Raw genomic sequence first — 24,595 nt, forward strand, 5'->3', positions numbered from 1 at the left:
ACGAAGCCGTAGGTTACGGTAGCGTAGGTCACGAAGGAAGGAGTTGAACGATGGCTATCACAGACGTTCCAGAATTCGCGCACTTGACCGACGCGGACATCGAGCAGCTCGCCGTCGAGCTGGACGCAATTCGGCAGGACATCGAAGACTCTCGCGGAGAGCGCGACGCGCGCTACATCCGCCGCACGATCGCCGCTCAGCGGGCCCTCGAGGTCGCGGGCAGGCTCATGCTGACCGCCAGCTCCAAGCGCTCTGCCTGGTGGGCAGGCACTGTCACGCTCGGCGTCTCCAAGATCATCGAGAACATGGAGATCGGCCACAACGTCATGCACGGCCAGTGGGACTGGATGAACGATCCGGAGATCCACTCGTCGACATGGGAGTGGGACATGAGCGGCGCCGCGAAGCACTGGCGGTTCACTCACAACTTCATGCACCACAAGTACACCAACATCCTGGGCATGGACGACGACGTGGGCTACGGGGTCATCCGGGTCACCCGCGACGCGAAGTGGAAGCCGTTCAACCTCTACGGCAACCTGCTCTTCAACACGCTGCTCGCGATCGGGTTCGAGTGGGGCGTCGGACTGCAGCACCTCGAGCTCGGCAAGATCTTCAAGGGCCGCGACGACCGCGCCGGCACCATGAAGCGCGTGCGCGAGTTCGGTGTGAAGGCCGGCCACCAGGTGGCCAAGGATTACGTGGCCTACCCGGCGCTGACGTCCTTGTCGCCCGGCGCGACGTTCTCCTCGACGCTCAAGGCCAATGCGGTGGCCAACGTCATCCGCAACGTGTGGGCCAACGCGGTCATCTTCTGCGGCCACTTCCCCGACGGCGCCGAGAAGTTCACCAAGACAGACATGGTCGGCGAAACCAAGGGCGAGTGGTACCTGCGCCAGATGCTCGGCAGCGCCAACTTCGAGAACGGACCGGCGCTGCGGTTCATGAGCGGCAACCTGTGCCACCAGATCGAGCACCACCTGTATCCGGACCTGCCGAGCAACCGGCTTTACGAGATCTCGTTCCGGGTGCGCGAGCTGTGCGACAAGTACGACCTCACGTACACCACGGGTTCTTTCCTTGTGCAGTACGGCAAGACATGGCGCACGATCGCCAAGCTGTCGCTGCCGGACAGGTTTCTGAGCGACACCCGCGACGATGCGCCGGAGACCCGCAGCGAGCGGATGTTCGATGGGCTCGAGCCAGCGCAGCGCCGCGGGCTCAAGTCGGCCATCGCGGCCGTGCGTGAGCGCCGTCGGGAGAAGCGGGCGGAGCGGCAGACGCCGCGCGCGGCTTAGAAAACTGGACCAGCGCGTTACAGTTGGTCCGTGTCGTCGCAAGGTGGCCGCGGGGCCGGCAAGCTCGGCAAGCCGAGGCTGACGTCCCGCGGAGCCGCGACCCGCAACCGGATCGTGCTGGCGGCTGCGGAGCTCATGCATGTGAAGGGCGTCGCGACGACGACCATCGACGAGGTGCTCGCGGCGAGCGCGACCAGCAAGTCGCAGTTCTATCAGCACTTCGACGACAAGTCCGAGCTTGTCTACGTGGTCATCACACTGCGGGCCGACGAGATCCTGTCCTGGCAGCGGCTGAGGCTGGAGAAGGTCGACTCGCTACGCGGACTTCACCAGTGGCGCGACGCGATGGTGCAGCGCTGCGTGCTGCGGCGGGGGTTGTGGGGGTGCGAGTTGGGTTCGCTGGCCGCCGAACTTTCCGACACCGACGACCGGGCCAGGGCATCGCTGGCCGAACACTTCGCCGACTGGCGGTCGATTATTGCCTCCGCGCTTCTGCGGATGCGGGACAAGGGCGTGCTGCGCTCCGACATCGACGCCCCCGCGCTCGCGACTGGCCTGCTGGCGGCCGTCGAGGGTGGCTACCTGCTGTCGCAGACCGCGCACGACCCCCGGTTGATGCAGACCTCCTTGAATGCCGCGATCGCCCATATCATGTCGTTCGCCACGGACAGCGACGAGCGGGCCAGTCGGTAACTGGCCCGCTCGGTCCGCTTCGTCAGTTGTCGCCAGGGGGCGCGGTCGGCGCGGGCGGCGCCTTGACATCAGGCGAGAACGGATTGGGTCCGTTCGGATCGAGCCGCGGCGCCTTCTCGGTCGGCTCCGCGGGTGCCGACGACGACGGAGTCGTGGCAGTCGTTGTGGTGGTTGAGGTTTCGGAAGGAGCCTCTTTCTCCTCGCTACCACACGCGGTCAGCGCACCCATCGAGATGATGGCAGCGATTCCGAGCGAGGCGGCGACGCGTCGGGTCAGCCGGCCTGTCTTCATGATGCAGTCCTGTTCGTAGCACGGAAGAACCTGGGCACGAACTGAACTATATCGTCCAGTTTAGCTGCCAGTCAATGGGATTATCTGCGTAAATAAGACTAGGCAGTCCAACACGGTCGGGAGTGTCAGCTGGGGATGTAGTCGAACTGGTCCGGGTTGGGGCCCCGACGGCCCTTCTCGCCCTTGTCCAGCTCGGTGAGCGCGTCCATGTCGTCCGGGCTCAGCTCGAAGTCGAAGATCTCGAGGTTCTCCTTGATGCGCTCCGGGGTCACCGACTTGGGGAACACGATGTCACCGCGCTGGATGTGCCAGCGCAGCACCACCTGGGCGGGCGACTTGCCCGTCCCGTTCGCGACCCCCTCGACGACCTGGTCGTCGAGCACAGCGCCCTGCGCGATCGGTGACCACGCCTCGGTGACGATGCCGTGCTTCTGTCCGTATGCGCGTACTTCCTCGTTGCCGAAGTACGGGTGCACCTCGATCTGGTTGACCGCGGGTACGGTGTCGGTTTCCTTGGCCAGTCGCTCGAGGTGGCCCACCTGGAAGTTCGACACCCCGATGCTGCGGGCGCGGCCGTCGCGCTTGAACTCCTCGAGCGTCTGCCAGGTCGACACGAAGTCGCCGTCGTACAGGGTCGGCAGCGGCCAATGGATCAGGAAGAGGTCCACGTAGTCGAAGCCGAGCTCCGACAGCGTGCGGTCGAACGCACGCCGGGCGTCATCGGGCTTGTGGAGGCCGTTGTTGAGCTTGCTGGTGATGCACACCTCGCCGCGGTCGATGCCCGCGTCCCGGATGCCCTGCCCGACGCCCGCCTCGTTCTGGTACATCTCGGCGGTGTCGATGTGGCGGTAGCCGAACTCGAGCGCCTTCTTGACCGCTTCGGCTGTCTCACCAGGGTCGATCTGGAATACGCCGAACCCGAGTTGCGGGATCGTGGCGCCGTCGTTCAGTTCGATCTTGGGTACGTGGCTCACGGGTGATCCTCCTTCGACGTCAGCCTGCCCGGTGGGCGAAACAGTCAAACGCCGGCGACTGGTGATTTATGTCCTCCGATCGGGGGACACCGAGTTCCTCCGGTACACCGCCCGATCGCCCGACAGACCTGGCGCGGCTGACCGGGCAGTCTTGAGTCATCACCGGAACAGACCGGTAGACAAACGAAAACACAATGCACAGAGGAGAACTCAAATGATCAAGAACGTCTTCGCCCGCTATCTGGTCCTGCTGGCCGTCGGCGGCAGCCTGCTCGGTGCAGCGGCCGTCGGCCTGGCAGGCACGGCCGGGGCGACCACGAGCGTCCCGAGCGGCCCCGGCTACTCCTACGCCCCGAGCGTCAAGGCCAAGCCGGCACCCGAGCAGAAACCGGGCTGGCACAACCACCACGGTGTCTGGCACGTCAACCACTCCAACGGCAGGTGAACCCGACATCCGAGAGCCCTCCCCGTCCGGGAGGGCTCTTCGGTGTCCGATTGGGCCTCTCGTAACCGGGTATGTGCGTGCCGACGGCAGCGTCGCAGACAACGAGCGGGAGGAAACGAGCGATGGGATTCCCCGAGCAGCAGCAGAAGCCACCAGGAGTTCAGTCGGCCATGGACCCGGTTCCCGACTGTGGAGAAAAGAGCTACCGAGGATTTGGCCGACTGCGTGGGAAGCGCGCCATCATCACCGGCGGCGACAGCGGCATCGGGCGTGCGGTCGCTATCGCCTACGCGCGAGAAGGCGCCGACGTGCTGATCGCCTACCTCAGCGAGGACTCCGACGCCAAGGAGGTCGCCCAACTCGTCGAGGACGCGGGGCAACGCTGTGTACTGGTCGCCGGTGACCTCTCCGACCCGGCGCACTGCCGGGAGGTGGTGGACCGCGCCGCTGCGGAGTTCGGCGGGATCGACATCCTCGTCAGCAATGCCGCGTACCAGATGACACACGAAAGCCTCGACGAGATCAGCGACGAGGAATGGGACTACACGTTCCGGCTGAACGTCGGCGCCTACTTCTATCTCCTGAAGGCGGCACTGCCGCACATGGGCGCCGGGGCGTCGGTGATCGGCAGTTCCTCGGTCAACTCCGATATGCCGTCGCCCACGCTTGCGCCGTACGCGGCCACCAAGGCGGCCATCGCGAACTTCTCCGCCAGCCTTGCGCAGTTGTTGGGGGAGAAGGGCATTCGGGTCAACAGTGTGGCCCCCGGACCGATCTGGACGCCTCTGATCCCGGCGACGATGCCGGAGGAGAAGGTCGCCTCGTTCGGCGAGAACACGCCGCTGGGTCGGGCCGGGCAGCCCGCGGAACTGGCACCGGTGTACGTCATGTTGGCCTCGGACGAAGCCAGTTATGTCTCGGGTGCGCGCGTAGCCGTCACGGGCGGCAGGCCGGTCCTCTAGTCCTCCCGCAATGCCGCGAGCAGGCGCCTGGCCGCCGCGACCCGGTCGGCCGCGGGCCCGGTCAGCGTGTCGAGCGCGCACTCGGGATCGGCGGGCGGGCCGAGGTGGCCGCACCCGCGGGGGCAGTCGGTGATGGCCTCGGCGAGATCAGAGAAGGCAAGCAGCACGTCATCGGGCGCTATATGGGCCAGCCCGAAGGAGCGGATGCCGGGCGTGTCGACGACCCAGCCGGAGCCGTCGAGCGGTAGCGCCACCGACTGAGTCGACGTGTGGCGGCCCTTGCCGACCCCGGAGACTTCGCCGATGGCCCGATCCGCCTTCGGCACCAGGCGGTTCACCAAGGTGGATTTTCCGACGCCCGAATGGCCGAGCAGGACGGTCACTTTGCCGGAAAGCAGCGGTGCCACGGCGTCGAGCGGATCGTCACGGCCTGCGGTCTCGACCCTCAGGTCGAGGTCGGCGAACTGGGCGGCGAACGGCTCAGCGGGGGCGAGGTCCGTCTTGGTCAGGCACAGAATCGGCGTCAGGCCGCCTGCGTAGGCCGCGATCAGTGCGCGCTCGACCAGACCGGTGCGCGGCGGTGGATCGGCCAGCGCGACGACGATCAGCAGCTGATCGGCGTTGGCGACCACGACCCGCTCCGTGGGGTCGGTGTCGTCGGCGGTGCGTCGCAACACGGTTCGCCGTTCCCCGCGACGCACGATCCGGGCCAGCGTGTCGGTCCGACCGGACAGGTCGCCGACTATGTCGACGTCGTCTCCGACGACGATCGGGGTTCGGCCCAGTTCACGGGCGCGCATCGCGGTCACTCGGCGGGCCGGGTCGCGACCGAGTGCGCATCCCCAGCGGCCACGATCGACCGTCACCACCATGGCTTCCTTGGCGTCGGCGTGATCGGGGCGGGTCTTGGTGCGCGGCCGCGACCCCCGACCCGGCCGAATGCGGACGTCGGACTCGTCGTAGGAACGTGTAGTCATGCCGAAGGCATTGTCGACTGACCTGCCAGCATGTCGGCCCACATTTGCGGGAAATCCGGCAGTGTCTTCGACGTGGTGGCGATGTCCTCCACCTCGACACCGGGCACCCGCAGCCCGACGATCGCACCTGCCGTCGCCATCCGATGATCGGCGTAGGACCGCCACCGCCCGCCGTGTAGCGGCGTCGCCGTGATGACGAGGCCGTCGGGTACCTCCTCGCACTGCCCGCCAAGGCCATTGATATCCGCGGACAGCGCGGCGAGGCGGTCGGTCTCATGGCCGCGCAGATGCGCGATGCCTGTCAGCTTCGACACCGACGCGGGAGCGGCCAGCGCGGCGAGGGCCGCCACCGCAGGCGCCAGTTCGCCGACGTCGTGAAGGTCGACCTGGAAGCCGCCATACGTCTTGGCGCCCTGCACCTCGAGATAGGAACTGCCTTGCTGCACAACCGAACCCAAGTTCTCCAGAATGGAGAGGATGGCGTCGGCCGGCTGGATACTCGCAGCGGGCCATCCCGCGATGCGCACGATCCCGCCGCTGGCCACCGCGGCGGCCAGGAACGGCACCGCATTGGACAGGTCGGGCTCGATCACCCAGTTCCCGGCGGCGATGGGGCCTGGGGAGACCCGCCACCGGTTGGGCCGGGAATCGTCGACCTCCACGCCCGCCTCACGCAGCATCGCCACCGTCATCGCCACGTGCGGAGCCGACGGCACCGACTCGCCGGTGTGCACGATGGTCAGCCCCTCGGTGAAACACGCGCCCGACAACAGCAGCCCCGACACGAATTGCGACGACGCCGACGCGTCGATCTCCGCCGTCCCGCCCGCGACCGAACCGCTTCCGCGCACCGAGAACGGAAGGCCGTCGCCGTCGATGTGCACGCCGAGCCTGCGCAGCCCGTTCAGCAGCGGCGCGATCGGGCGGGCGCGCGCCTGCTCGTCGCCGTCGAACACCACCGTCTCGGTGGACAGTGCGGCTACCGAAGGAACGAAGCGCAGCACGGTGCCTGCCAGCCCGCAGTTGACGATGGCTCCCTGGGCGGGTGCGATCCGGCCGCTGACGGTCAGCTCGGTGTCGTCGCCATCGACGGTGACGCCAAGGGTGCGCACCGCGCCGATCATCAAGTCCGTGTCGCGGCTGCGCAGCGCGCCGCTGATCGTCGACGTCCCCTGTGAGGTGGCCAGCGCGGCGAGCACGAGAGCCCGATTGGTGAGCGACTTGGAACCGGGCACCGCCACCGTCGCGTGCACGGGACCCGCGGTCGTCGGCGCCTGCCACACGTTCTCATGCTCTCCCCCTACCCTTCGGGTGGGAGGTGCCCCCGCGCGTTTGCGGTTCATCACGGCCCTATCCTGCCCTGTCGCTGCTTTCTGCCACCATGGAGATATGTGTGGGCGATTCGCGGTGACCACCGATCCGGCGCTGCTGGCCGAGAAGATCCAGGCCATCGATGAGAGCGTGGCGGCGGTGAAAGGCAAGGACGCAGGCGGCCCGAACTACAACGTGGCGCCGACCACGACGATCGCCACGGTGGTGAAGCGGCACACCGAGCCCGATGACGAGTCGACGCGGCGGATCCGGTCGATGCGCTGGGGCCTGGTGCCGCCGTGGGCCAAGGAGGCCGCCGACGGCATGCCAGACACCAAGGGCCCGCTGCTGATCAACGCGCGCTCTGAGAAGGTCACCACCTCGCCCGCGTTCCGCAACTCGGCGAAGAACAAGCGATGCCTTGTCCCGATGGATGGCTGGTACGAGTGGCAAAAAAAGGGCGACGCAAAAGGCCCGAAAACTCCTTACTACATGTACGGCGGCGACGGTGAGCCGCTGTTCATGGCGGGACTGTGGTCGACATGGCGACCGAAGGGTGCGCCGAAGGACAGCGCCCCGCTGCTGAGCGCCACGATCATCACCACCGACGCCGCAGGCCCGCTCGCCGAGATCCACGACCGGATGCCGCTGACCATCAGCGCGGGCGACTGGGACCGGTGGCTCGACCCCGACGCGCCCGTCGACGAGGGGCTGCTGCGCGGACACGGCGACCTGGACCGCATCGAGATCCGCGAGGTCTCGCGGCTGGTGAACAGCATCCGCAACAACGGGCCCGAGCTGATCGAGCCCGCCGAGCAGCAACCCGAGCAAGCCACGCTGCTGTAGGCGTCACCGCCGCAGCGCCGTCACCACCACGTACGGGGCGTCGTAGGTGACGGTGCCGTCGGCGTCGAGACAACGCCGGAACTCGCTCTCGAAGGCGGCAAGCAGGCGCTCGCGCGTGGTGTCGTCGTCGATGCCTGCCAGCATCGACACGTGAATAGGGGATTCGCGCATCACCCACTTCATCGCATCGTCGAGGGAGCCCAATTGCCATGTGTGAAAACGTGATTCGATGGCGAGGTCGTCGAAATCGGCCGCCAGCCGGTCGCTGACGGTGTTCGGTTCGCCCCACTGGTCGGGCGAGTATTCGGAGTTCTGCGGCGGCTCGAGCACCTCGAGGACCGGCCTGAAGAACGGGTTGCCCGGTTCGCGCACCCATGACGAGAACCCGAGAACGCCTTGCGGTTTGAGCAGTCGGGCGATTTCGGCGATCTGCTTGGCCGGCTCGACGAAGATGATGCCCATATTGGACACGACTGCGTCGAACGAACCGCTTGGCAGCCCGGTGTCGGCGGCGTCGCCGGTCACCCAGGTCACGGAATGTCCCGCCCGCTCGGCCTTCTCGGTGCCGATCGCGATCAGCTCGGGTGTGATGTCGACCGCTGTCACGCGGGCACCCGCGGCCGCCGCAGCCAGCGCCGCACTTCCAGTCCCGCACGCCAGGTCGACCACCTCGTCGAACTCGCCGCGCTGCTTCGCGGCGGCGACGACCTCGGCGGCGATCGGCGCTATCCGGTCGCCGACGGCGTCGTAACGACCAGCTGACCAAACGCTCGGCGTGGACACCGGCTCAGCGTGTCACGATGTCGGGGTGGACGAGATGGCCGGGTTCCCGATCACCGCGAGGGATCTTCCGCGTCCGGTGACGTTCGACCAGTACTGGGCTGACGTGACCTTCGTGCACTGGCCGGTGCGTCCCGAGGCCGTCGAGCATCTGTATCCGGCCCGCACGTGGCCCGACGTCTTCGACGGCGCGACGTACGTCGGCTTGATCCCGTTCACGATGCGGCGCACGGCGGTGGGGAAGGGACTGCCGCTGCCGTACTTCGGCACCTTCCACGAGACCAACGTGCGGCTGTACTCAACCGACGCGGGAGGCCGTCACGGCGTGCTGTTCCGCTCGCTGGAGACGGCAAGGCTTGCGGTGGTGCCCGTCGTGCGCATCGCGATGGGCGTGCCCTACACGTGGGCCCGGATGCGCATCGACCGATCCGGCGACCGAATTCGCTATGAGAGCGTGCGCCGATGGCCGCAGCGCGGTCTGCGCAGCCGGCTGACGGTGCGCGTGGGCGCCGAGATCGAGCCGACCCCGCTTGAGGTGTGGCTGACCGCGCGGTGGGGCGCCCACACCCGCAAGGCGGGCCGGACGTGGTGGTCGCCCAACGAGCACTGCACGTGGCCGTTGCGGTCGGCCGAGATCCTCGAATGCGACGACGAACTCGTGGCCGCGGCGGGGGTGGAACCGGCAGGCGATCGGATGCGGGCGTTGTTCTCGCCGGGCGTGCACGCGCGGTTCGGGCGTCCATCTCGGGTGAAGTAGGGAAATACGCGCAATCGCGGCACCGGGTGAGGGACGCTTGCGCACATGACTGATCTGCACAGCAAGCCGCAGCTCGCCCTGCGAGAGCTCGGCATCACACCGAAGGGTGGCCGCAAATGAAGTGTCAGGCAGCGATTCTGCGGGGCATCGGCTCGAACTGGGAGGTTCAGGAGATCACGCTCGACCCGCCGCGCGAGGGTGAGGTGCTGGTGAAGATGGCCGTCGCCGGCGTCTGCCACTCCGACGACCACTATTCGACCGGCGACGGGGTGATGTCGGATCAGCTCGGCGCGATGACCGAGGCGATGGGCGGCACCGTGCCGGACTTGTTTCCGATGCTCGGCGGCCACGAAGGCGCAGGCTTCGTCGAGGAAGTCGGTCCTGGCGTTCGGTCGGTGCGACCGGGCGACCGTGTCTCGTTCTCGTTCATCCCGGCCTGTGGTCGGTGCCGCTGGTGTGTCTCGGGCATGACTTACCTGTGCGACAACGGCGCCATGATCCTCGACAAGAACATGGTCACCGACGGCACGTCGCGCCGCCACGTCGGCGGCGAGGACCTCACTGCGATGACACAGCTCGGCACGTTCGCCGAATACGCCGTTCTCGCAGAGGAATCCGTCATCAAGATCGACGAGTCGATCCCGTTGGAGGCTGCCTCGCTGGTGTCATGCGGAGTAACGACCGGCTGGGGTTCGGCGACTGTGGGCGTCGGGACGCAGCCGGGTGACACCGTCGTGATCATCGGCACCGGCGGGGTGGGGATCAACGCCGTGCAGGGTGCCCGCGCAGCCGGCGCACGTGCCGTCATCGCCGTCGATCCCGTTGAGTTCAAGCGGGACTCGGCGAAGTTCTTCGGAGCCACCGAAACCGCAGCCTCTGCCGAGGAGGCGATCCCGATGGTCCAGGAGTTGACGGCGGGCGTGATGGCCGACCGGGTGGTGCTGACGCCGAGCGTGCTTCCCGCCGAACTTCTGGCGCCGGCGATGATGTTGACCCGCAAGGGCGGGACGTGTCTGATGACGGCGATTCCGAAAATCGACGTGAACATCGTGCCGCTGGTTCTCATCGACTTCATCCAGTCCAGCAAGACGCTCAAGGGCCTCCTGTACGGCGGGATGAACCCCCGCGCGAGCATGCCCATGCTGTTGTCGATGTACCGCAGCGGCAACCTCAAGCTCGACGAGTTGATCACGAAGCGCTACCGGCTCGATCAGATCAACGACGCCTTCACCGACATGCGGGAGGGTCGCAACATCCGCGGCATCATCGAATTCGACTAGGGGCCGCTGTATCCGGGCGGGTTCGGGGTGTCGACCCACAGGTCCACGCCGAGCTCGGAGCCGGGCACGCAGTCGTAGATCGACAGGTCGGTGACGCCGGACTCCAGGAGCACGTCCTCGCACAGCAGCGCCTTGCCGGTGTACTCCCGCGCCGGCTTGTTGAGCACCGCGTACGCGGCGTCGGCGTACACGTCGGGCTTGCGTGCGCGGCCCATCGCCTCGTCGCCGCCGAGCAGGTTCTGCACAGCCGCCGTCGCAACCAGAGTGCGCGGCCACAGCGTGTTCGACGCGACGCCGTCGGCGCGCAGTTCCTCGGCCAGCGCCAACGCGCACAACGACATCCCGTACTTGGCCATCATGTATGCGGTGGGCTTTAGCCACTCGGGTTCCAGCCGAACCGGCGGCGACAGCGTGAGAATGTGCGGGTTGTCGCGGCCCACCAGGTGCGGGATGCAGGCCTGGCTGACGGCGTAGGTGCCGCGCACCTGGATGCCGTTCATCAGGTCGAACCGCTTGAGCGACACCTCGGTCGTCGATCCGAGGTTGATCGCCGATGCGTTGTTCACGCAGATGTCGATGCCGCCGAACTGTTCGACGGTCTTGGCCACCGCATCGGCCACCGAGTCGCCGTCGCGGATATCGCCGACGATCGGCAGCGCCTGCCCGCCCGCCTCCTCGAGTTCCTTGGCGGCGGTATAGACCGTGCCGGGCAGCTTGGGGTGGGGTTCGGCGGTCTTGGCGATCAACGCGATGTTGGCGCCATCGGCGGCGGCTTTCTTGGCGATCGCGAGGCCGATGCCCCGACTCGCACCCGAGATGAACATGGTCTTACCGGCAAGCGTCATGGCCTCACCCTAAACCCCGCGAAATGGCATTCCAGCAGGTCCTTACTCGCACTTTCGCTGCTGGAATGCCATTTCGCGGAAAGCTAGACCGCGCGGATATCGGCGGTCGCCCGCGCTGCACAACACCCGGTCCCACCGCAACGCCGAGGCGTCGACGACCGTCGGCAGCGGGTTGCGCTGGCCGAAGGGTGAGATACCGCCGATCACCTAGCCGGATGAGCGTTCGGCGGAGGCGCGCTCGGCCATCGTCGCCTTGGCCACGCCCAGCGCCGCCGCGGCGGCCTTGAGCGAGAGCTGGTAGGGAACCGGCAGCACGGCGACCGCCAGCCTGTTCTTCGGCAGCGCGACGACCAACGTCTTGAAGATCTGCTCCGGATCGACGCCTGCGACACCGGCGAGCTCGTTGACGGCTTCGTCGCCGAACGACTCGATGTGCGGGTCGTGGTGGTATCGCAGCACCTCGTGCGGGATGTGCGCGGTCAGCAACGCGGTGATCGCCGGGGTCGCAGCACGGGCCACGACGCCAGCCTAGAGCCGACGCGGACGCCGGTAACGGACGTGGCACGGGGAACACCTCGGCCATACCCGCTGTTGATGGGGTTGAACATGGCCGCAGCCCGGCCGGCGACGGAAGAGATGTCGACCTCAACCTCTAGGATCGAAGAAGGGGGTACCTCGGTGCCAACGATGGCCATTGACGGCCCGGGGCGTCAGGTGCATGTGCTTGACGTGATCGGTGGCGCCTCGACGGAAGGGACGGTGTTCCCCACGATGACCGACATGGACGGCTCTGGGCCGGACAACGCCCCGTCGACGTCGGCGCCGGTGAGGGCCGAAGAGAGCGACGCAGAGCTGACCGCGCGCTTCGAGCGCGACGCCATTCCGCTTCTCGACCAGCTCTACGGCGGTGCGCTGCGCATGACGCGCAATCCGGCGGACGCAGAGGATCTACTGCAGGAAACCATGGTCAAGGCCTACGCGGGTTTCCGCTCGTTTCGCGAGGGGACCAATCTCAAGGCTTGGCTGTACCGGATCCTGACCAACACCTACATCAACAGCTATCGCAAGAAACAGCGTCAGCCCGCGGAGTATCCGACCGAGGAGATCACCGACTGGCAGCTGGCGTCCAACGCCGAGCATTCCTCGACCGGACTGCGGTCGGCCGAGGTGGAGGCGCTGGAGGCGCTGCCCGACAACGAGATCAAGGAAGCCCTGCAGGCGCTGCCCGAGGAGTTCCGGATGGCGGTCTACTACGCAGACGTCGAGGGCTTCCCGTACAAGGAGATCGCCCAGATCATGGACACGCCCATCGGCACGGTGATGTCCCGGCTGCACCGGGGCAGGCGTCAACTACGCGAGTTACTGGCCGACGTGGCCAAGGATCGTGGTTTCATTCGGGGACAGCTCGACACCCCCGAGGAGGTGTCCTCATGAGTAGCGACGAGCGCTGGACGCCGCCCATCGGCCCAGTGGACCCCGAGCACCCCGACTGCGCGGCGGTCATCGCCGAGGTATGGACGCTGCTCGACGGCGAATGCACGCCCGAGAGCCGCGACAAGCTCGCGCACCATCTCGAGGAATGCCCGGCCTGCCTGCGCCATTACGGTGTCGAGGAGCGGGTCAAGAACCTGATCGCCAGCAAGTGCGGCGGGGAGAAGGCGCCCGAGAGCCTGGTTCAGCGGCTGCGCATCGAGATCAGCCGCACCACGATCAGCCGCGGCTAGCGCACCGACTTCGAACCGGCGTTGGGCCGCTTGCCGTGATTGGCCTTCGAGTGCTTACGGTCACGCTTCTTGCGGCCACGCTTGGCCATCGTTCTACCTCCGTGTGATCAGGGGTTTGTGGTGCCCGCGTGCGCGGGCGCGATGACACCAGTGTCTCATGAGCCACTGAGGAGGCTGCGCCGCATGCGGTTGTGGTTCGATAGAGCGGCAGGCAGCGCCGAAGTGAATGAGGTGAAGATGGCCGAGGATGTTCGCGCCGAGATCGTGGCCAGCGTGCTCGAGGTCGTGGTGAACGAGGGCGATCAGATCGGCGAGGGCGACACCCTGGTGCTGCTGGAGTCGATGAAGATGGAGATCCCGGTGCTCGCCGAAGTCGCCGGCACGATCAGCAAGGTGAGCGTGTCGGTCGGCGATGTCATCCAGGCCGGTGACCTCATCGCGGTGATCAGCTAGCTTCGGCGTCGTCCTAGGGCCCGATGTCTACCCTCGGTGACCTGCTCGCCGAGCACACCATGCTGCCCGGTAATGCCGTCGACCATCTGCACGCCGTGGTCGGCGAGTGGCAACTGCTGGCCGACCTCTCGTTCGCCGACTACCTGATGTGGGTGCAACGCGACGACGGGATGCTGGTCTGTGTGGCGCAGTGCAGGCCGAACACCGCGCCCACCGTGCTGCTGACCGACGCCGTGGGCACCCTCGCCGACGCCGGGCACGCACCGCTCGTCGCCGCGGCCTTCGAGTCGGGCGCAATCGGTCGGGAAAGCGCAGAGGGACAAGCTAAATCAGTAGAACAGGGCGAGCTTTCCCGCGAGGCGGTGCCGGTCCGCTGCGACCGTGACGTGGTGGCTGTCCTCACCCACCAGACGGCGTTCGCCGCGCGCAAGGCTAGCCCGCTCGAACGCGCGTACCTCGACTGTGCGCGGGACCTCCTGCACATGCTGTCGGAGGGCACCTTTCCCAATGTCGAGAATCTGTCCATCTCGCGCTCCAGCCCACGAGTGGGCGACGGGTTCATCCGGCTCGACGTCGCCGGAGTCGTGGTTTTCGCCAGCCCCAACGCGTTGTCGGCCTATCACCGCATGGGCCTGACCGCGGAGCTGGAGGGACAGAACCTCCTCGCGGTCACTCGACCGCTCATTTCCGACCCTTTCGAGGCGCAGGAATTGGCCGAACACGTGCGGCGCTCTCTCATCGGCGGGTCCAGCATGCGAATGGAGGTCGATGCGGGCGGCGCCGCGGTGCTGCTGCGGACACTTCCTTTGGTGGTGCACGGAGAAGCGGTCGGCGCGGCGGTGCTCATTCGCGACGTCACCGAGATCAAGCGACGCGACCGCGCACTGCTGTCGAAGGACGCCACCATCCGCGAGATCCATCACCGGGTGAAGAACAACTTGCAGACGGTGGCTTCCCTGCTGCGGTTGCAGGCCCGGCGCACCAACAACGCCGAGGGCCGTGAGGCGTTGATCGAATCCGTCCGCCGGGTGTCATCGATCGCGATGGTGCACGACGCGCTGTCGATGTCGGTGGACGAAGAGGTCAACCTCGACGACGTTGTCGACCGGATCATGCCGATGATGAATGACGTTGCCACCGTTGAGACTCCGATACGTGTCAGCCGGGTGGGTGATCTCGGTGTGCTCGACGCCGACCGGGCCACCGCGCTGATCATGGTGATCACCGAGCTGGTGCAGAACGCCATCGAGCACGCCTTCGACTCGACCACCGCCACCGGCTGTGTGACGATTCGCGCGGAGCGGTCGGCGCGCTGGCTCGACCTCGTCGTGCACGACGACGGCCGCGGCCTTCCCGAGGGGTTCAGCCTGGAGAAGGCCGACCGGCTCGGCCTGCAGATCGTGCGGACGCTGGTATCGGCGGAACTGGACGGCTCACTCGGGATGCACGCCTCGCCCGACGGGGGGACAGACGTGGTGTTGCGGGTGCCGATCGGCAGGCGACCGCGGCTGGCGCAGTAGATCCGCGTTTACGCGAATTGGCTTGCGTTTGCGCAATTAGGACAAATTGCATTTGCACACAGTTACGGCCCCGACATTTCGTCGAGGCCGTATCTGAAGCGATCGTGGCGTGGCTAGACGCCGGTGCGAGCCTTGGTGCGTGCGTTGCGCCGCTTGAGCGCGCGCCGCTCGTCCTCGCTCATTCCGCCCCACACGCCGGCATCCTGGCCGGAGTCCAATGCCCAGGTCAGGCACTCGGTCGTGACGGGGCAGCGGTTGCATACGAGCTTTGCGTCGGCGATCTGCGCAAGAGCCGGACCGCTGTTTCCCACCGGGAAGAACAGTTCGGGATCCTCGTCGCGACAGACGGCCTTGTGGCGCCAATCCATGGTTCTAACTCTCCTCACTATGTGCGCAGCGGGGCGCACGAGCTTTTCTTCGGCTGTTAACGCGCGCGAACAAATTGTTTCTGCACTGTTGCTTACTCCGATATTCCCACACGCTGAACAGGTGTCAATACCGTTCGGTAACTCGTGGGCTATCTCACTACCCGGCACTGTTCGCAATAGCCTCATTCGTTTGTACTACACTCAACCCACTTACGCCCTCGACAAGCCGCACTGCGGGTCTTTACGCAGATCAGAGGCTTTCAGCGGGTGGCGCGACCACTCCGAGAGCCTGCGGGACCGCGCGAAAGGTCATATCTTCGCGCAGCCCGAGGTAATCCCCGTCGATCTGGCATGCCACAGGCGTGTCCGCGGTCACCCTGACCCACGGCAGGTCGTCGTCGCGGATGAGGTGTCTCGTGCGGATCTTCGCCTTCTGCGACAGCATCTGCCGGACCAGACGCAGGCTGGACCACACGTTCATGCTGGTCGTGGCGAAGACGCCGACGCCCGTCTCGAACGTGGTGTTCGGGTTCGTCCACACCGGCCTGGTATTGGCGTACGTCCACGGGCTGGCGTTCGACACGAACGCGAAATGCACGCCCGATACCGGGTCGCCGTCGGGTAGGTGCAGCGTCAGCGTCGGCTCCCTGCGTGCGCTGGCCAGCACTTCGCGCACGGCGACGCGGATGTAGCGCGACGCGGTGACCGTGCGGCCTTTGTCCCGCTGGGCCTCCACGGCCGCGACGACGGCGCCGTCGACTCCAAGGCCCGCGGTGAACACACCCCACCGCTCGCCGCAGTCCATCAGCCCGATCCGTCGCCAGCATCTGGTTCTGCGGTGCTCGGTGAGCAGGTCGATGAGCTGGTTGGTGGCCTCGATGGGGTCGGGGCTGATGCCCAGCGCGCGGGCGAACACGTTGGCAGAGCCGCCCGGCACCACTCCGACGGCCGGCGCGTCGGCGCGCGGAACATCGCTGCATTCGCCGAGAACACCGTTGACGACTTCGTTCACCGTTCCGTCGCCGCCGTGCACGATCAGCAGGTCGATGCCGTCGCGCGCGGCGTCGCGGGCGATGTCGACGGCGTGCCCACGGCTGTCGGTGTGGGCGACGGTCAGCTTCACCCTGCTCTCCAGCGCGTGGGCGAGCAGGTCGCGACCGGCGGCCGTGGTCGACGTCGCATTGGGGTTGACGATCAGCACCGCGCGCACGACACAAGAGCCTATCTGCGAGCCTCTAGGCTGCACTCGTGACGGTTCCATCGCCGACCCCGGTTCGGCAGGCGGCCGCGCTCGTCGCGCTCGAGGGAGCCGCGGGTCTGCTCGCCGCGGTCGTCTACGTCCTCAGCGGGTTCGGCGGCAGCGACGATCCGGGGATGAACAAGTTCGGCACGGCGGCCTGGTTCGCGATCATCGGCGGCGCCGTGCTCGCGGCGGCCTTGGCGCTGTGGACCGGTCGCCGGTGGGGCCGTGGTGTCGCGGTGTTCGCCCAGCTGCTGCTGTTGCCGATGTCGTGGTACATCGCCGTTGGCTCCCATCAGTGGCTTTACGGCATCCCGGTCGGGATCGTCGCACTCGTGGTGCTGGCGCTGCTGTTCAGCCCGTCAACGGTGCAGTGGCTCGGCTCTCAGGACTCCGACGACGCGAGTGCGGACAGCTCAGGGCCCGACACCCGGTAGGTGATCCAGTCGCTCTGCTGACGCCCGCCGACGGCGTCGTAGAGAGCGATGGCGTTGACATTCCAGTCCAGCACCGCCCAGGTCAGCCTGGTGTAGCCGTTCTCGACGCACTCGCGCGCCAACGTCGACAGCATCACCCTGGCCAACCCGTGTCTGCGGAACTGCGGGCGAACGAACAGGTCTTCGAGATAAATGCCTGCCACGCCGTCCCACGTCGAGAAGTTGCGGAACCACAGTGCGCCTGCCGCGGCTTCGCCGTCCACCTCGGCGATGTGCCCGTTCACAGTCGGCGAATCAGCGAAAAGAGCGGTGCGCAACTGACTTTCGGTCACCGTGCACTCCTGGCCCGCCCGCTCGAAATCGGCGAGTTCGTGGATCATCGCCGTCAGTTCGGTCTCGTCGCCGGGTTCCGCACGCCGGATGATCATGTCTGCGCCTCCAAAGCGGAGAGAATCGTGGTGAATTTCGTTGTGGTCTCGTCGACTTCGTCGTCGGGGTCGGACTCGGCGACGATTCCGCCGCCCGCGTGGGCGAGGGCGGTGCGGCGGTCAGCCGACAACTGTGCGCCGCGGATCGACACCACCCAGCGCCCGTCGCCGCGCTGATCACACCATCCCACCGCGCCCGCATAGAACCCGCGGTCGCCCTCGAGCTCGCGGATCAGGGCCGCCGCGACACCGGCAGGCGACCCGCCGACCGCCGGGGTCGGATGCACGGCGATGGCGAGATCCAAAGCAGTGACCGACTTTTCGCGAAGGCGCCCACTGATCGGCGTCGACAGGTGCCAGAGCGCGGCGGTACGGCTCAGCTGAGGCGTCGGCGGAATCTGCAAGTCGACGCACAGCGGATCGAGCGCCTTGCGCATCGCGTCGACCACCAGTTCGTGCTCGTGGCGATTCTTGGCCGACGCGGCGAGCGCCTCACCGCCGGCCCGGTCCGCGTCGGGGTCGAGCGATCGTGGGGCCGAGCCGGCGAACGGAGCGCACATCACGCGGTCGCCGTGGCGGGCCACCAGCAGTTCGGGGCTGGCGCCCACCAGCACGGTGCCGGAGTACTCGGTGCCCGCCGACGTCAGATCGACGAGGTAGGCGTTGGTCGTCGGGTCGGCGCCGACGAGGCGGTCGACGATCGTGCGTGCATCGAGCGGTCCCTGGGCGGCCAGTCGCAGTGCGCGGGCCAGCACCACCTTGTGCAGACCGCTGGCCGGATCCCGCAGCCGCTGCAACGCGGCGGCGATCCTGGCGCGATGCTCGTCGGGCTCGGGCAGGGTCTCGACGACTCGCACCCCGGGGAGCGGCCGCAGCGGCCACTTCGGCAGCGCGTCGAGGAAGGACACGTCCTGCGGTCGGATCAGCGCCGCAGGCCGAGACATGTCAAACGGCAGGGCGCCCACGATGATCGGGGTGCTGTGTGACGTCAGCGACGTCCGTGCATCGGCGATCGACTTGTATGAGGTGTGCACCCCATCGGCGACGACGGCGCTGCCGCCGGCGGCAAGGACGAACGTCGGCTCGCGGGTCACGTGAACACGGTCGGGTGCGGATATCCGGTCAGGCCGAGGGCGTTGAGCTGGCGGACGCCGTGCTCGAATCCGCAGACGGCGGCCGACCCGGCAGCCATCGCGAACCGGATTCCCTCATAAACGGGCGACTCGACCCAGCGTGTGACGACGGCGCGGGAGAAGTGCCCGTGCCCGACGAACACCACGTCGCGGGTCTGCATGTGCTCCAGCGCGATATCGATCGCCCGGTCGGCGCGTTCGCACACCGCCGCCGTCGTCTCACCGCCGGGACAGCCGTGTGTCCACACCAGCCAGTTAGGCACCGCCTTGCGGATCTCCTGAGTCGTCGTGCCCTCGTAGTCGCCGTAGTCCCACTCGCTGATCAGCGGGTTGACATCGTCGACGGTGAGGCCCGCGAGCTCGGCGGTCACCAGAGCGCGTGTCCGCGGACTGCTGATGATGTAGGGGTTGTCCAGGTTCAACTGGGCGATCGTCTCGCCCGCCGCTTTCGCCTGACCGCGACCGGTCTCGGTCAATTCCAGGTCGGTGCGACTGGTGTGCTTGCCGCTGCGGGACCATTCGGTCTCGCCATGTCGCAGCAGAAGCAGCCGGTGCTGCTCGACGGTCACCCCGCCGATTCTGCCCCACGTGGGGCGCGGTCGTATGTACCCGTGCTTGGATGTACACCGTGACGCGAGTACTTGCGGTCGCCAATCAAAAGGGTGGGGTAGCCAAGACGACGACGGTGGCGTCGTTGGGTGCGGCGATGACGGAGATGGGTCGGCGGGTGTTGCTCGTCGACCTCGATCCGCAGGGCTGTCTGACGTTTTCGCTCGGCCAGGACCCCGACAAGCTGGTGGTGTCCATCCACGAGGTCCTCCTCGGCGAGGTGGAGCCGTCGGCGGCGTTGGTGGCCACGGCCGAGGGAATGATGCTGCTTCCTGCCAACATCGACCTGGCGGGCGCCGAGGCGATGCTGCTGATGAGGGCGGGTCGCGAATACGCGCTCAAGCGCGCGCTCACCAAGGTCGGCGGTGACTTCGATGTGGTGATCATCGACTGCCCGCCGTCGCTCGGCGTGCTGACCCTCAACGGGTTGACCGCCGCCGACGATGTGATCGTGCCGCTGCAGTGCGAGACGTTGGCGCACCGCGGAGTGGGCCAGTTCCTGCGAACGATCACCGACGTCCAGCAGATCACCAACGCCGACCTGACGCTGCTCGGCGCGCTTCCCACGCTCTACGACTCGCGCACCACGCACAGCCGCGACGTGCTACTCGACGTCGCCGACCGCTACGAGATGCCGGTGCTGGCGCCGCCGATCCCGCGCACCGTGCGGTTCGCCGAGGCCACCGCTTCGGGTGCCTCGGTACTGGCGGGCAAGAAGAACAAGGGCTCCTCGGCCTACCGGGACCTGGCGGAGGCTCTGCTGACGCACTGGAAGTCGGGCAAGGAGCTGGCGACGTTCGCGCCGGAGGTCTAGGCGCCCAATGCGGACAGCGTGCCGCCGCGCTGCTCGAGCACGACCGAGCCTGCGACGCCGGGCACCACCGCGGATTGTGAAGGCTCGCGCCGCACCGGGATGAAGCGTTCGTTGACTCCGGTCATCGGGTTGTAGACGCCGACACCGTCGCTGACCGGGATGAGCAGCCGACCGGCCATCACCGTGCCGGGGCCGATCGGAAGGTGCGTGCCGACCGGGCCGACCGTGTAGCGGTACTGCATACCGCTGGCGGAGAACACCAGAACCGCGTCGCCGGTCCACCACGTGACCAGGTCACCCGGCCGGGTCGCGGCGGCATCGGCCGACACCGGTTTCGGCAGGGGCAGGTCGACCGTCGTCGATCCGGTCTCGTCGATGACTCTCAGCGACGGTCGCGGGGTCGGAAGATAGACCGCAGTGTTGGTTTCGGATACCGCGACGACCCGTGCCCCGGAGCCCTCCTTGACGTCGGTCAGGGGCACGTACTTGAGGTCGGGGGTGTCCTCCTCCTTTGCGGGCCGCAACACCGTCAGCCGCAGGTCGGGCTGGTTCGGGCAGGCTTCGAGCACCGACACCGCCGACGTGCTGGCCGCCGTAGAGGTCAGTGTGCACAGTACGCGTCCCGGCACGCCGGGCTTGATCTTCGCGTCGAGTGCGCCGTAGCTGACCATCCGGACCATGTCGGAGCGCCACAGCTCGAGTCTGGTGTCGCCTGCCGCGAGCACGCTGGTGCCGTCGGTGGACAGCGCGACCTCTTTGTCGGAGTAGGCGGTGCGGCTGGGGCCCCGCATGCCGGTCTGCCCGTCGATGGTGCTCACCTGGCCGCATCCCCGGCTGTCGGGGTAGACCGCGACCGCGGAGTTGTATACCGAGGTGACACCGCACAGCTCGAGGTCGCGGGCATAGCTCCACAGCACCGAGCCCGTCGCCGGATCGCGCCCGTCGACTTCGCGACCGTCGCCGGTGACCACGCTGCCGCCCGCTAGCACCGGCGCCGTCGTCTTCGGGCTGGGTGCGGTCCATAGTTCCCGCAGGGATGAGGGAACGACTTTCGCGGGTGCGAGGGTTTTCACCGGCGCTGCCGCCGGCCTGCTGATGGTGGCCCTGGCATCGCTGGTCCACCAGATCAGCGCGGCGACGACGGCGACCGTCATGGCGATCGCCGCGGCCGCCAGCAGGTCGGCCCGGGTGCGCCGCTCGGGTTTGACCATCGGCTGGCGGGACCTCGTCAGTTGGCGGTGGCCGCGCTGGCCTTGCGCGGACGGCGGCGGCGCCTACGGGCGGGCTGTTCACCGTCGGCGGCCTTGGGATCACCGCTGTCGGACGTCTCGGCGGGCTTGTCGCCGTCGGGGTGGCTGCCCACCGGCTGACCGCCGCGTGTGCGGCGGCGCGACTTGGTGCGGGCGCGGGCGGGCGCCTCGGCGGCATCGCGGGGGGGCCGCTTGCCGGCCTTCGCCGGTTGCGCCGGACCGATCCTGCCCATCGCGTCGCTCGGGATGTCCAGCTCCTCGTACAAATGCGGTGAGCTGGAATAGGTTTCGGCCGGATCCGGGTGGCCGAGGCCGAGTGCCTTGTTGATCATCTCCCAGCGTGCCAGCTCATCCCAGTCGATCAGGGTGACCGCGACGCCGCTCTTACCGGCGCGGCCGGTGCGGCCGATGCGATGCACGTAGGCCTGTTCGTCCTCGGGGATCTGATAGTTGATGACGTGGGTGACGTCGTCGATGTCGATGCCGCGGGCGGCCACATCAGTGGCCACGAGCACGTCGATCTCGCCGGCGCGGAAGGCCTTGAGCGCCTTCTCGCGGGCGCTCTGGTTCAGGTCGCCGTGCACGGCGCCGACCTTGAAGCCGCGCTCGCCCAGCTCGTCGGACACCTTCTGCGCGGTGCGCTTGGTGCGGGTGAAGACCATCGTGGCGCCGCGACCGCGGGCCTGCAGTAGCCGGCTGACCATTTCGACCTTGTCCAACGCGTGGGCGCGGTAGGCGAACTGGTCGGTGGTGGTGTGCACGGCCGACGACGCAGCCGACTCGGCGCGGATGTGCGTCGGCTGGTTCATGAAGCTGCGGGCCAGCGTGATGATCGGGTCGGGCATCGTCGCCGAGAACAGCATCGCCTGGCGCGTATCCGGGGTCAGGCGGAGGATGCGCTCGATATCGGGCAGGAAGCCGAGGTCGAGCATCTCGTCGGCCTCGTCGAGCACCAGCACGGCGATCCCGCCGAGTTGAAGGTGACCCTGCTGCGCCAGGTCGAGCAGGCGTCCCGGGGTTCCGACGACGACGTCGGCGCCCGCGCGCAGGGCATCGATCTGCGGCTCGTAGGCACGTCCGCCGTAGATCGAGACGACCGACAGCTTGCGGTCGCCCGCGGTGAGGTACCTCGCGGCCCCGGCGAGGTCGTTGTAGACCTGCAGGCAGAGTTCTCGGGTGGGCACCACGATGAGGGCGCGCGGCGCGCCGGTAAGCGGCCGTTCCGGGTCGCTGGTGATCTCCTGCAGCAGCGGCACGCCGAAGGCGAGGGTCTTGCCCATACCGGTTCGCGCCTGCCCGATGAGGTCGTCGCCGGCAAGCGCCAGCGGAAGGGTCAGTTCCTGAATGGCAAAGGTGTGTTCCTTGCCGTCTTCGGCAAGTGCGCGGACTATTTCGTCACGGACGCCGAGTTTGGCAAATGATGGGTTGAGTGCGGTCATGCGAGGTAGGCAGAGCCTTTCCGGTCAGTTTTCTCGTCGGTCAATGTTCGCGTCCAGCGCGCAACAGCATGACGAGAAAACTTCGCGGGGCCCTGCGCTGCGGTAGGCGGGCCGGCTGCGTGCACGCACATTTCTTTCGGTAGCGACTCGGTTGTTGACGCCACTGCCGTTGACCATGATACCGGTCGGGTTTGCCCTGCGTGCACCGCGGCGGGCGACGTCTACAGTTGGGCGCATGAGTTCGACGCAGCCTGCGGCATCCTCGGCGCACATCGCCACCTCGGCGACGTCAGGCGTGTCGGCCGACCATCCCGGCGTCAACGAGCTGTTCGCGCTGCTGGCGTACGGCGAGGTGGCCGCGTTCTACCGGCTCACCGACGAGGCGCGGATGGCCCCCAACCTGCTGGGGCGCATCAACATGGCCAGCATGGCGGCAGCCGAGATGAACCACTACGAGCTGCTGCGCGAAGCGCTGGAGAAACGCGGCATCGACGTCGTCCCCGCGATGACGCGCTACGCCCCCGCGCTGGAGAACTACCACCGGCTGACGACGCCGAGCACGTGGCTGGAGGCGCTGGTGAAGACCTACATCGGTGACGCGCTGGCCGCCGACTTCTACCTCGAGATCGCCGACGTGCTGCCCGACGAGGTCGCCGACGTGGTGCGCTCGGTGCTGTCGGAGACCGGGCACAGCCAGTTCGTCGTCGCCGAGGTGCGGGCCGCGGTGACCGGCAGCCAGCGGCAGCGCCACCGGCTCGCGCTGTGGTCGCGCAGGCTGCTCGGGGAGGCCATCACCCAGGCCCAGTACGTGCTCGCCGATCGCGACGAGCTCGTCGACCTCGTGGTCTCGGGCACCCAGGGGCTCGGCCAGCTGACCGACTTCTTCGAGCGCGTTCAGCACACCCACAGCACCCGGATGCAGGAGCTGGGTCTGGCCTGACCCGGCTCAGCGGGTGCAGTTGGCGATGATCGTGTTGCTGCTCTGCGCCGCCAGCGTGGCACCCGCGCCGTCGGTGATCGCGCAGTTCAGCTGGCCGGCAACGCTGGTCGCGGTCACCGAGCTGAGCTCGACGCCGGGGTCGAGGGTCACCTGCTTGGTCCACGGCAGCCCGACGTTGACGTCGGTCTGCAGCGCGCCCTGCTGGTCGGTGTAGATGATCGTCACCAAGTCGAACAGCTGGCGGGTGCCCGTCACCGTGTAGGTGATCGTGCGCGGGTCGGCCGCGGGCGGCGGCACGGCTTCCGTCGGCTCCGCGATCGCGCTCGGCGGCGCGGCGGTCGGGGTCGGAGTCACGCTGGTGACGGTCTCGGGCGGTAGCGCCGTGGCCGACGGTCGTCTCGGGGAGGGCGCAGCGCTCGGATACGGGGCCGCCTCGCTGGGCTCCGAGGACACCGTGGCCGATGTGGTGCCGCTGTCCCCGCCGGACAGGATCATCATGGTGCCCGCGACGGCGATGAGAAGCACGATGCCCGCGACGCTGGCCACCCACAGCCACTTGCGGTCGTCCTGCTCGGTGTAGAAGCGGACGTCGTCGTCGTAGTCGTCGTCGTGCTCGTAGTCGGCGTAAGCGTCGTAGTCCTCGACGTCGGAGAACTCGTCGGCGCCGCCGTCGCGGTCGTGGCTGTGTTCGGTGACCCCAGCGGTCATCCAGGGGGAAGAAGGCCTGTTCATGGGCGTAATCCTCGTGAGTTCGAGTGATGCAGGCCTGATGCTATCGAG

At 67.5% G+C, this 24,595-nt stretch carries 29 protein-coding genes and 1 pseudogene; 14 read left to right on the plus strand and 16 right to left on the minus strand.

Translation table 11 applies throughout. The annotated features are described in order from the left end of the window. The first annotated feature begins 50 nt into the window (after positions 1 to 50). Positions 51 to 1,298, plus strand: a complete 1,248-nt coding sequence (locus C6A82_RS06930) for a fatty acid desaturase (protein WP_105347488.1) — start codon at positions 51 to 53, stop codon at positions 1,296 to 1,298. 30 nt (positions 1,299 to 1,328) lie between these two features. Beyond that, on the plus strand, positions 1,329 to 1,991 hold the full coding sequence (locus C6A82_RS06935; RefSeq protein WP_233217080.1) for a TetR/AcrR family transcriptional regulator: 663 nt from the start codon (positions 1,329 to 1,331) through the stop codon (positions 1,989 to 1,991). 22 nt (positions 1,992 to 2,013) lie between these two features. Here the strand turns inward: C6A82_RS06935 and C6A82_RS06940 are convergent, their stop codons facing one another. Both C6A82_RS06940 and C6A82_RS06945 read right to left on the minus strand, forming a co-directional pair. Beyond that, positions 2,014 to 2,283, minus strand: coding sequence for a hypothetical protein (locus C6A82_RS06940; RefSeq protein ID WP_105347490.1), 270 nt, complete (start codon positions 2,281 to 2,283; stop codon positions 2,014 to 2,016). A gap of 125 nt (positions 2,284 to 2,408) precedes the next feature. Continuing rightward, a complete protein-coding gene (locus C6A82_RS06945; protein ID WP_105347491.1) occupies positions 2,409 to 3,257 on the minus strand; it encodes an aldo/keto reductase in 849 nt (282 codons plus the stop codon). A 214-nt stretch (positions 3,258 to 3,471) separates the two neighbouring features. Between C6A82_RS06945 and C6A82_RS06950 the strand changes: the two genes are divergently transcribed. Both C6A82_RS06950 and C6A82_RS06955 read left to right on the plus strand, forming a co-directional pair. Further along, positions 3,472 to 3,702, plus strand: coding sequence for a hypothetical protein (locus C6A82_RS06950; protein WP_105347493.1), 231 nt, complete (start codon positions 3,472 to 3,474; stop codon positions 3,700 to 3,702). Positions 3,703 to 3,824: 122 nt separating this feature from the next. Next, the gene (locus tag C6A82_RS06955) at positions 3,825 to 4,664 is read left to right on the plus strand and encodes an SDR family oxidoreductase (protein ID WP_105347494.1); all 840 of its coding nucleotides are present in this window, start codon (positions 3,825 to 3,827) and stop codon (positions 4,662 to 4,664) included. Here C6A82_RS06955 and rsgA read toward each other — a convergent pair. Beyond that, on the minus strand, positions 4,661 to 5,641 hold the full coding sequence (rsgA, locus tag C6A82_RS06960) for a ribosome small subunit-dependent GTPase A (RefSeq protein WP_105347497.1): 981 nt from the start codon (positions 5,639 to 5,641) through the stop codon (positions 4,661 to 4,663). The two genes, C6A82_RS06955 and rsgA, sit on opposite strands and share 4 nt — an antisense overlap. After that, positions 5,638 to 6,984, minus strand: a complete 1,347-nt coding sequence (gene aroA / locus C6A82_RS06965) for a 3-phosphoshikimate 1-carboxyvinyltransferase (RefSeq protein WP_105347498.1) — start codon at positions 6,982 to 6,984, stop codon at positions 5,638 to 5,640. The genes rsgA and aroA overlap by 4 nt, the downstream gene beginning before the upstream one ends. Before the next feature lie 46 nt (positions 6,985 to 7,030). On the opposite strand from aroA, the gene C6A82_RS06970 reads away from it, so the two are divergent. Then, a complete protein-coding gene (locus C6A82_RS06970; RefSeq protein WP_105347500.1) occupies positions 7,031 to 7,798 on the plus strand; it encodes an SOS response-associated peptidase in 768 nt (255 codons plus the stop codon). A gap of 3 nt (positions 7,799 to 7,801) precedes the next feature. Here the strand turns inward: C6A82_RS06970 and C6A82_RS06975 are convergent, their stop codons facing one another. Next, entirely contained in the window at positions 7,802 to 8,581 is a 780-nt protein-coding gene (locus C6A82_RS06975; RefSeq protein ID WP_105347501.1) for a class I SAM-dependent methyltransferase, read from the minus strand. A gap of 34 nt (positions 8,582 to 8,615) precedes the next feature. Between C6A82_RS06975 and C6A82_RS06980 the strand changes: the two genes are divergently transcribed. Then, the gene (locus C6A82_RS06980; protein ID WP_105347518.1) at positions 8,616 to 9,335 is read left to right on the plus strand and encodes a YqjF family protein; all 720 of its coding nucleotides are present in this window, start codon (positions 8,616 to 8,618) and stop codon (positions 9,333 to 9,335) included. 116 nt (positions 9,336 to 9,451) lie between these two features. After that, the gene (locus tag C6A82_RS06985; RefSeq protein WP_105347503.1) at positions 9,452 to 10,615 is read left to right on the plus strand and encodes an NDMA-dependent alcohol dehydrogenase; all 1,164 of its coding nucleotides are present in this window, start codon (positions 9,452 to 9,454) and stop codon (positions 10,613 to 10,615) included. On the opposite strand, the gene C6A82_RS06990 is transcribed toward C6A82_RS06985, so the two are convergent. Together C6A82_RS06990 and C6A82_RS06995 are read right to left on the minus strand one after the other, a co-directional pair. Next, entirely contained in the window at positions 10,612 to 11,460 is an 849-nt protein-coding gene (locus C6A82_RS06990; protein WP_105347504.1) for an NAD(P)-dependent oxidoreductase, read from the minus strand. The genes C6A82_RS06985 and C6A82_RS06990 overlap by 4 nt on opposite strands. A 42-nt stretch (positions 11,461 to 11,502) precedes the next feature. Further along, positions 11,503 to 11,979 (minus strand): annotated as a pseudogene (locus C6A82_RS06995) (YbaK/EbsC family protein). Between the two features lie 252 nt (positions 11,980 to 12,231). On the opposite strand from C6A82_RS06995, the gene C6A82_RS07000 reads away from it, so the two are divergent. Together C6A82_RS07000 and rsrA are read left to right on the plus strand one after the other, a co-directional pair. Next, complete coding sequence (locus C6A82_RS07000; protein ID WP_396836804.1) at positions 12,232 to 12,894, plus strand: sigma-70 family RNA polymerase sigma factor; 663 nt, start codon at positions 12,232 to 12,234, stop codon at positions 12,892 to 12,894. Next, on the plus strand, positions 12,891 to 13,184 hold the full coding sequence (gene rsrA, locus C6A82_RS07005) for a mycothiol system anti-sigma-R factor (RefSeq protein WP_105347508.1): 294 nt from the start codon (positions 12,891 to 12,893) through the stop codon (positions 13,182 to 13,184). Before C6A82_RS07000 ends, rsrA begins: the two co-directional genes overlap by 4 nt. On the opposite strand, the gene C6A82_RS26930 is transcribed toward rsrA, so the two are convergent. Beyond that, the gene (locus C6A82_RS26930; protein WP_003882799.1) at positions 13,181 to 13,273 is read right to left on the minus strand and encodes a 50S ribosomal protein bL37; all 93 of its coding nucleotides are present in this window, start codon (positions 13,271 to 13,273) and stop codon (positions 13,181 to 13,183) included. The two genes, rsrA and C6A82_RS26930, sit on opposite strands and share 4 nt — an antisense overlap. 148 nt (positions 13,274 to 13,421) lie before the next feature. Between C6A82_RS26930 and C6A82_RS07010 the strand changes: the two genes are divergently transcribed. Both C6A82_RS07010 and C6A82_RS07015 read left to right on the plus strand, forming a co-directional pair. Beyond that, the gene (locus C6A82_RS07010; protein WP_105347520.1) at positions 13,422 to 13,637 is read left to right on the plus strand and encodes a biotin/lipoyl-binding carrier protein; all 216 of its coding nucleotides are present in this window, start codon (positions 13,422 to 13,424) and stop codon (positions 13,635 to 13,637) included. Positions 13,638 to 13,660: 23 nt separating this feature from the next. Then, a complete protein-coding gene (locus tag C6A82_RS07015) occupies positions 13,661 to 15,157 on the plus strand; it encodes a histidine kinase N-terminal domain-containing protein (protein WP_311101726.1) in 1,497 nt (498 codons plus the stop codon). Between the two features lie 113 nt (positions 15,158 to 15,270). Here the strand turns inward: C6A82_RS07015 and whiB1 are convergent, their stop codons facing one another. Together whiB1 and C6A82_RS07025 are read right to left on the minus strand one after the other, a co-directional pair. Further along, positions 15,271 to 15,525 (minus strand): transcriptional regulator WhiB1, encoded by a 255-nt coding sequence (whiB1, locus tag C6A82_RS07020; protein ID WP_003882795.1) that lies wholly within the window; start codon positions 15,523 to 15,525, stop codon positions 15,271 to 15,273. A gap of 250 nt (positions 15,526 to 15,775) precedes the next feature. After that, positions 15,776 to 16,735: a diacylglycerol kinase family protein gene (locus C6A82_RS07025; protein WP_105346586.1), complete on the minus strand. Its 960-nt coding sequence runs from the start codon at positions 16,733 to 16,735 to the stop codon at positions 15,776 to 15,778. Between the two features lie 38 nt (positions 16,736 to 16,773). On the opposite strand from C6A82_RS07025, the gene C6A82_RS07030 reads away from it, so the two are divergent. Further along, a complete protein-coding gene (locus tag C6A82_RS07030) occupies positions 16,774 to 17,202 on the plus strand; it encodes a hypothetical protein (RefSeq protein WP_105346587.1) in 429 nt (142 codons plus the stop codon). On the opposite strand, the gene C6A82_RS07035 is transcribed toward C6A82_RS07030, so the two are convergent. Genes C6A82_RS07035 through C6A82_RS07045 form a run of 3 tightly spaced genes read right to left on the minus strand, consistent with a single transcriptional unit; the run spans position 17,151 to position 19,332 of the window. Further along, on the minus strand, positions 17,151 to 17,630 hold the full coding sequence (locus C6A82_RS07035) for a GNAT family N-acetyltransferase (RefSeq protein WP_105346589.1): 480 nt from the start codon (positions 17,628 to 17,630) through the stop codon (positions 17,151 to 17,153). The genes C6A82_RS07030 and C6A82_RS07035 overlap by 52 nt on opposite strands. Beyond that, positions 17,627 to 18,724 (minus strand): isochorismate synthase MenF, encoded by a 1,098-nt coding sequence (locus C6A82_RS07040; protein WP_105346591.1) that lies wholly within the window; start codon positions 18,722 to 18,724, stop codon positions 17,627 to 17,629. The genes C6A82_RS07035 and C6A82_RS07040 overlap by 4 nt, the downstream gene beginning before the upstream one ends. Then, entirely contained in the window at positions 18,721 to 19,332 is a 612-nt protein-coding gene (locus C6A82_RS07045; protein WP_105346592.1) for an acid phosphatase, read from the minus strand. The genes C6A82_RS07040 and C6A82_RS07045 overlap by 4 nt, the downstream gene beginning before the upstream one ends. 50 nt (positions 19,333 to 19,382) lie before the next feature. On the opposite strand from C6A82_RS07045, the gene C6A82_RS07050 reads away from it, so the two are divergent. Further along, positions 19,383 to 20,186, plus strand: a complete 804-nt coding sequence (locus C6A82_RS07050; RefSeq protein ID WP_199193840.1) for a ParA family protein — start codon at positions 19,383 to 19,385, stop codon at positions 20,184 to 20,186. Here the strand turns inward: C6A82_RS07050 and C6A82_RS07055 are convergent. Both C6A82_RS07055 and C6A82_RS07060 read right to left on the minus strand, forming a co-directional pair. Then, positions 20,183 to 21,397, minus strand: a complete 1,215-nt coding sequence (locus C6A82_RS07055) for a hypothetical protein (protein WP_105346594.1) — start codon at positions 21,395 to 21,397, stop codon at positions 20,183 to 20,185. The genes C6A82_RS07050 and C6A82_RS07055 overlap by 4 nt on opposite strands. 17 nt (positions 21,398 to 21,414) lie before the next feature. Then, a complete protein-coding gene (locus tag C6A82_RS07060; RefSeq protein ID WP_105346596.1) occupies positions 21,415 to 22,875 on the minus strand; it encodes a DEAD/DEAH box helicase in 1,461 nt (486 codons plus the stop codon). Between the two features lie 235 nt (positions 22,876 to 23,110). Here C6A82_RS07060 and C6A82_RS07065 point away from each other — a divergent pair, with 235 nt between their 5' ends. Beyond that, positions 23,111 to 23,815 carry a ferritin-like fold-containing protein gene (locus C6A82_RS07065; RefSeq protein ID WP_105346597.1) on the plus strand — a complete coding sequence of 235 codons (705 nt, stop codon included), beginning with the start codon at positions 23,111 to 23,113 and terminating at the stop codon, positions 23,813 to 23,815. Between the two features lie 6 nt (positions 23,816 to 23,821). Here C6A82_RS07065 and C6A82_RS07070 read toward each other — a convergent pair whose 3' ends face one another. After that, positions 23,822 to 24,547, minus strand: a complete 726-nt coding sequence (locus C6A82_RS07070) for a hypothetical protein (RefSeq protein WP_105346599.1) — start codon at positions 24,545 to 24,547, stop codon at positions 23,822 to 23,824. Positions 24,548 to 24,595: the final 48 nt, after the last annotated feature.

Source organism: Mycobacterium sp. ITM-2016-00318 (assembly GCF_002968285.2).
Lineage (GTDB): Bacteria > Actinomycetota > Actinomycetes > Mycobacteriales > Mycobacteriaceae > Mycobacterium.

Bases quoted from the DNA above. Each gene is read 5' to 3' on its own strand.
- C6A82_RS07065 (WP_105346597.1), top strand. From the start codon at position 23,111: ATGAGTTCGACGCAGCCTGCGGCATCCTCGGCGCACATCGCCACCTCG.
- C6A82_RS07070 (WP_105346599.1), bottom strand. From the start codon at position 24,547: ATGAACAGGCCTTCTTCCCCCTGGATGACCGCTGGGGTCACCGAACAC.
- C6A82_RS06970 (WP_105347500.1), top strand. From the start codon at position 7,031: ATGTGTGGGCGATTCGCGGTGACCACCGATCCGGCGCTGCTGGCCGAG.
- C6A82_RS06950 (WP_105347493.1), top strand. From the start codon at position 3,472: ATGATCAAGAACGTCTTCGCCCGCTATCTGGTCCTGCTGGCCGTCGGC.
- C6A82_RS07015 (WP_311101726.1), top strand. From the start codon at position 13,661: ATGTCTACCCTCGGTGACCTGCTCGCCGAGCACACCATGCTGCCCGGT.
- C6A82_RS06990 (WP_105347504.1), bottom strand. From the start codon at position 11,460: ATGACGCTTGCCGGTAAGACCATGTTCATCTCGGGTGCGAGTCGGGGC.
- C6A82_RS06940 (WP_105347490.1), bottom strand. From the start codon at position 2,283: ATGAAGACAGGCCGGCTGACCCGACGCGTCGCCGCCTCGCTCGGAATC.
- C6A82_RS06985 (WP_105347503.1), top strand. From the start codon at position 9,452: ATGAAGTGTCAGGCAGCGATTCTGCGGGGCATCGGCTCGAACTGGGAG.
- C6A82_RS07060 (WP_105346596.1), bottom strand. From the start codon at position 22,875: ATGACCGCACTCAACCCATCATTTGCCAAACTCGGCGTCCGTGACGAA.
- C6A82_RS07035 (WP_105346589.1), bottom strand. From the start codon at position 17,630: ATGATCATCCGGCGTGCGGAACCCGGCGACGAGACCGAACTGACGGCG.
- rsgA (WP_105347497.1), bottom strand. From the start codon at position 5,641: ATGACTACACGTTCCTACGACGAGTCCGACGTCCGCATTCGGCCGGGT.
- C6A82_RS06955 (WP_105347494.1), top strand. From the start codon at position 3,825: ATGGGATTCCCCGAGCAGCAGCAGAAGCCACCAGGAGTTCAGTCGGCC.
- aroA (WP_105347498.1), bottom strand. From the start codon at position 6,984: ATGAACCGCAAACGCGCGGGGGCACCTCCCACCCGAAGGGTAGGGGGA.
- whiB1 (WP_003882795.1), bottom strand. From the start codon at position 15,525: ATGGATTGGCGCCACAAGGCCGTCTGTCGCGACGAGGATCCCGAACTG.
- C6A82_RS07050 (WP_199193840.1), top strand. From the start codon at position 19,383: ATGTACACCGTGACGCGAGTACTTGCGGTCGCCAATCAAAAGGGTGGG.
- rsrA (WP_105347508.1), top strand. From the start codon at position 12,891: ATGAGTAGCGACGAGCGCTGGACGCCGCCCATCGGCCCAGTGGACCCC.
- C6A82_RS26930 (WP_003882799.1), bottom strand. From the start codon at position 13,273: ATGGCCAAGCGTGGCCGCAAGAAGCGTGACCGTAAGCACTCGAAGGCC.
- C6A82_RS07055 (WP_105346594.1), bottom strand. From the start codon at position 21,397: ATGGTCAAACCCGAGCGGCGCACCCGGGCCGACCTGCTGGCGGCCGCG.
- C6A82_RS06930 (WP_105347488.1), top strand. From the start codon at position 51: ATGGCTATCACAGACGTTCCAGAATTCGCGCACTTGACCGACGCGGAC.
- C6A82_RS07000 (WP_396836804.1), top strand. From the start codon at position 12,232: ATGACCGACATGGACGGCTCTGGGCCGGACAACGCCCCGTCGACGTCG.
- C6A82_RS06980 (WP_105347518.1), top strand. From the start codon at position 8,616: ATGGCCGGGTTCCCGATCACCGCGAGGGATCTTCCGCGTCCGGTGACG.
- C6A82_RS07010 (WP_105347520.1), top strand. From the start codon at position 13,422: ATGGCCGAGGATGTTCGCGCCGAGATCGTGGCCAGCGTGCTCGAGGTC.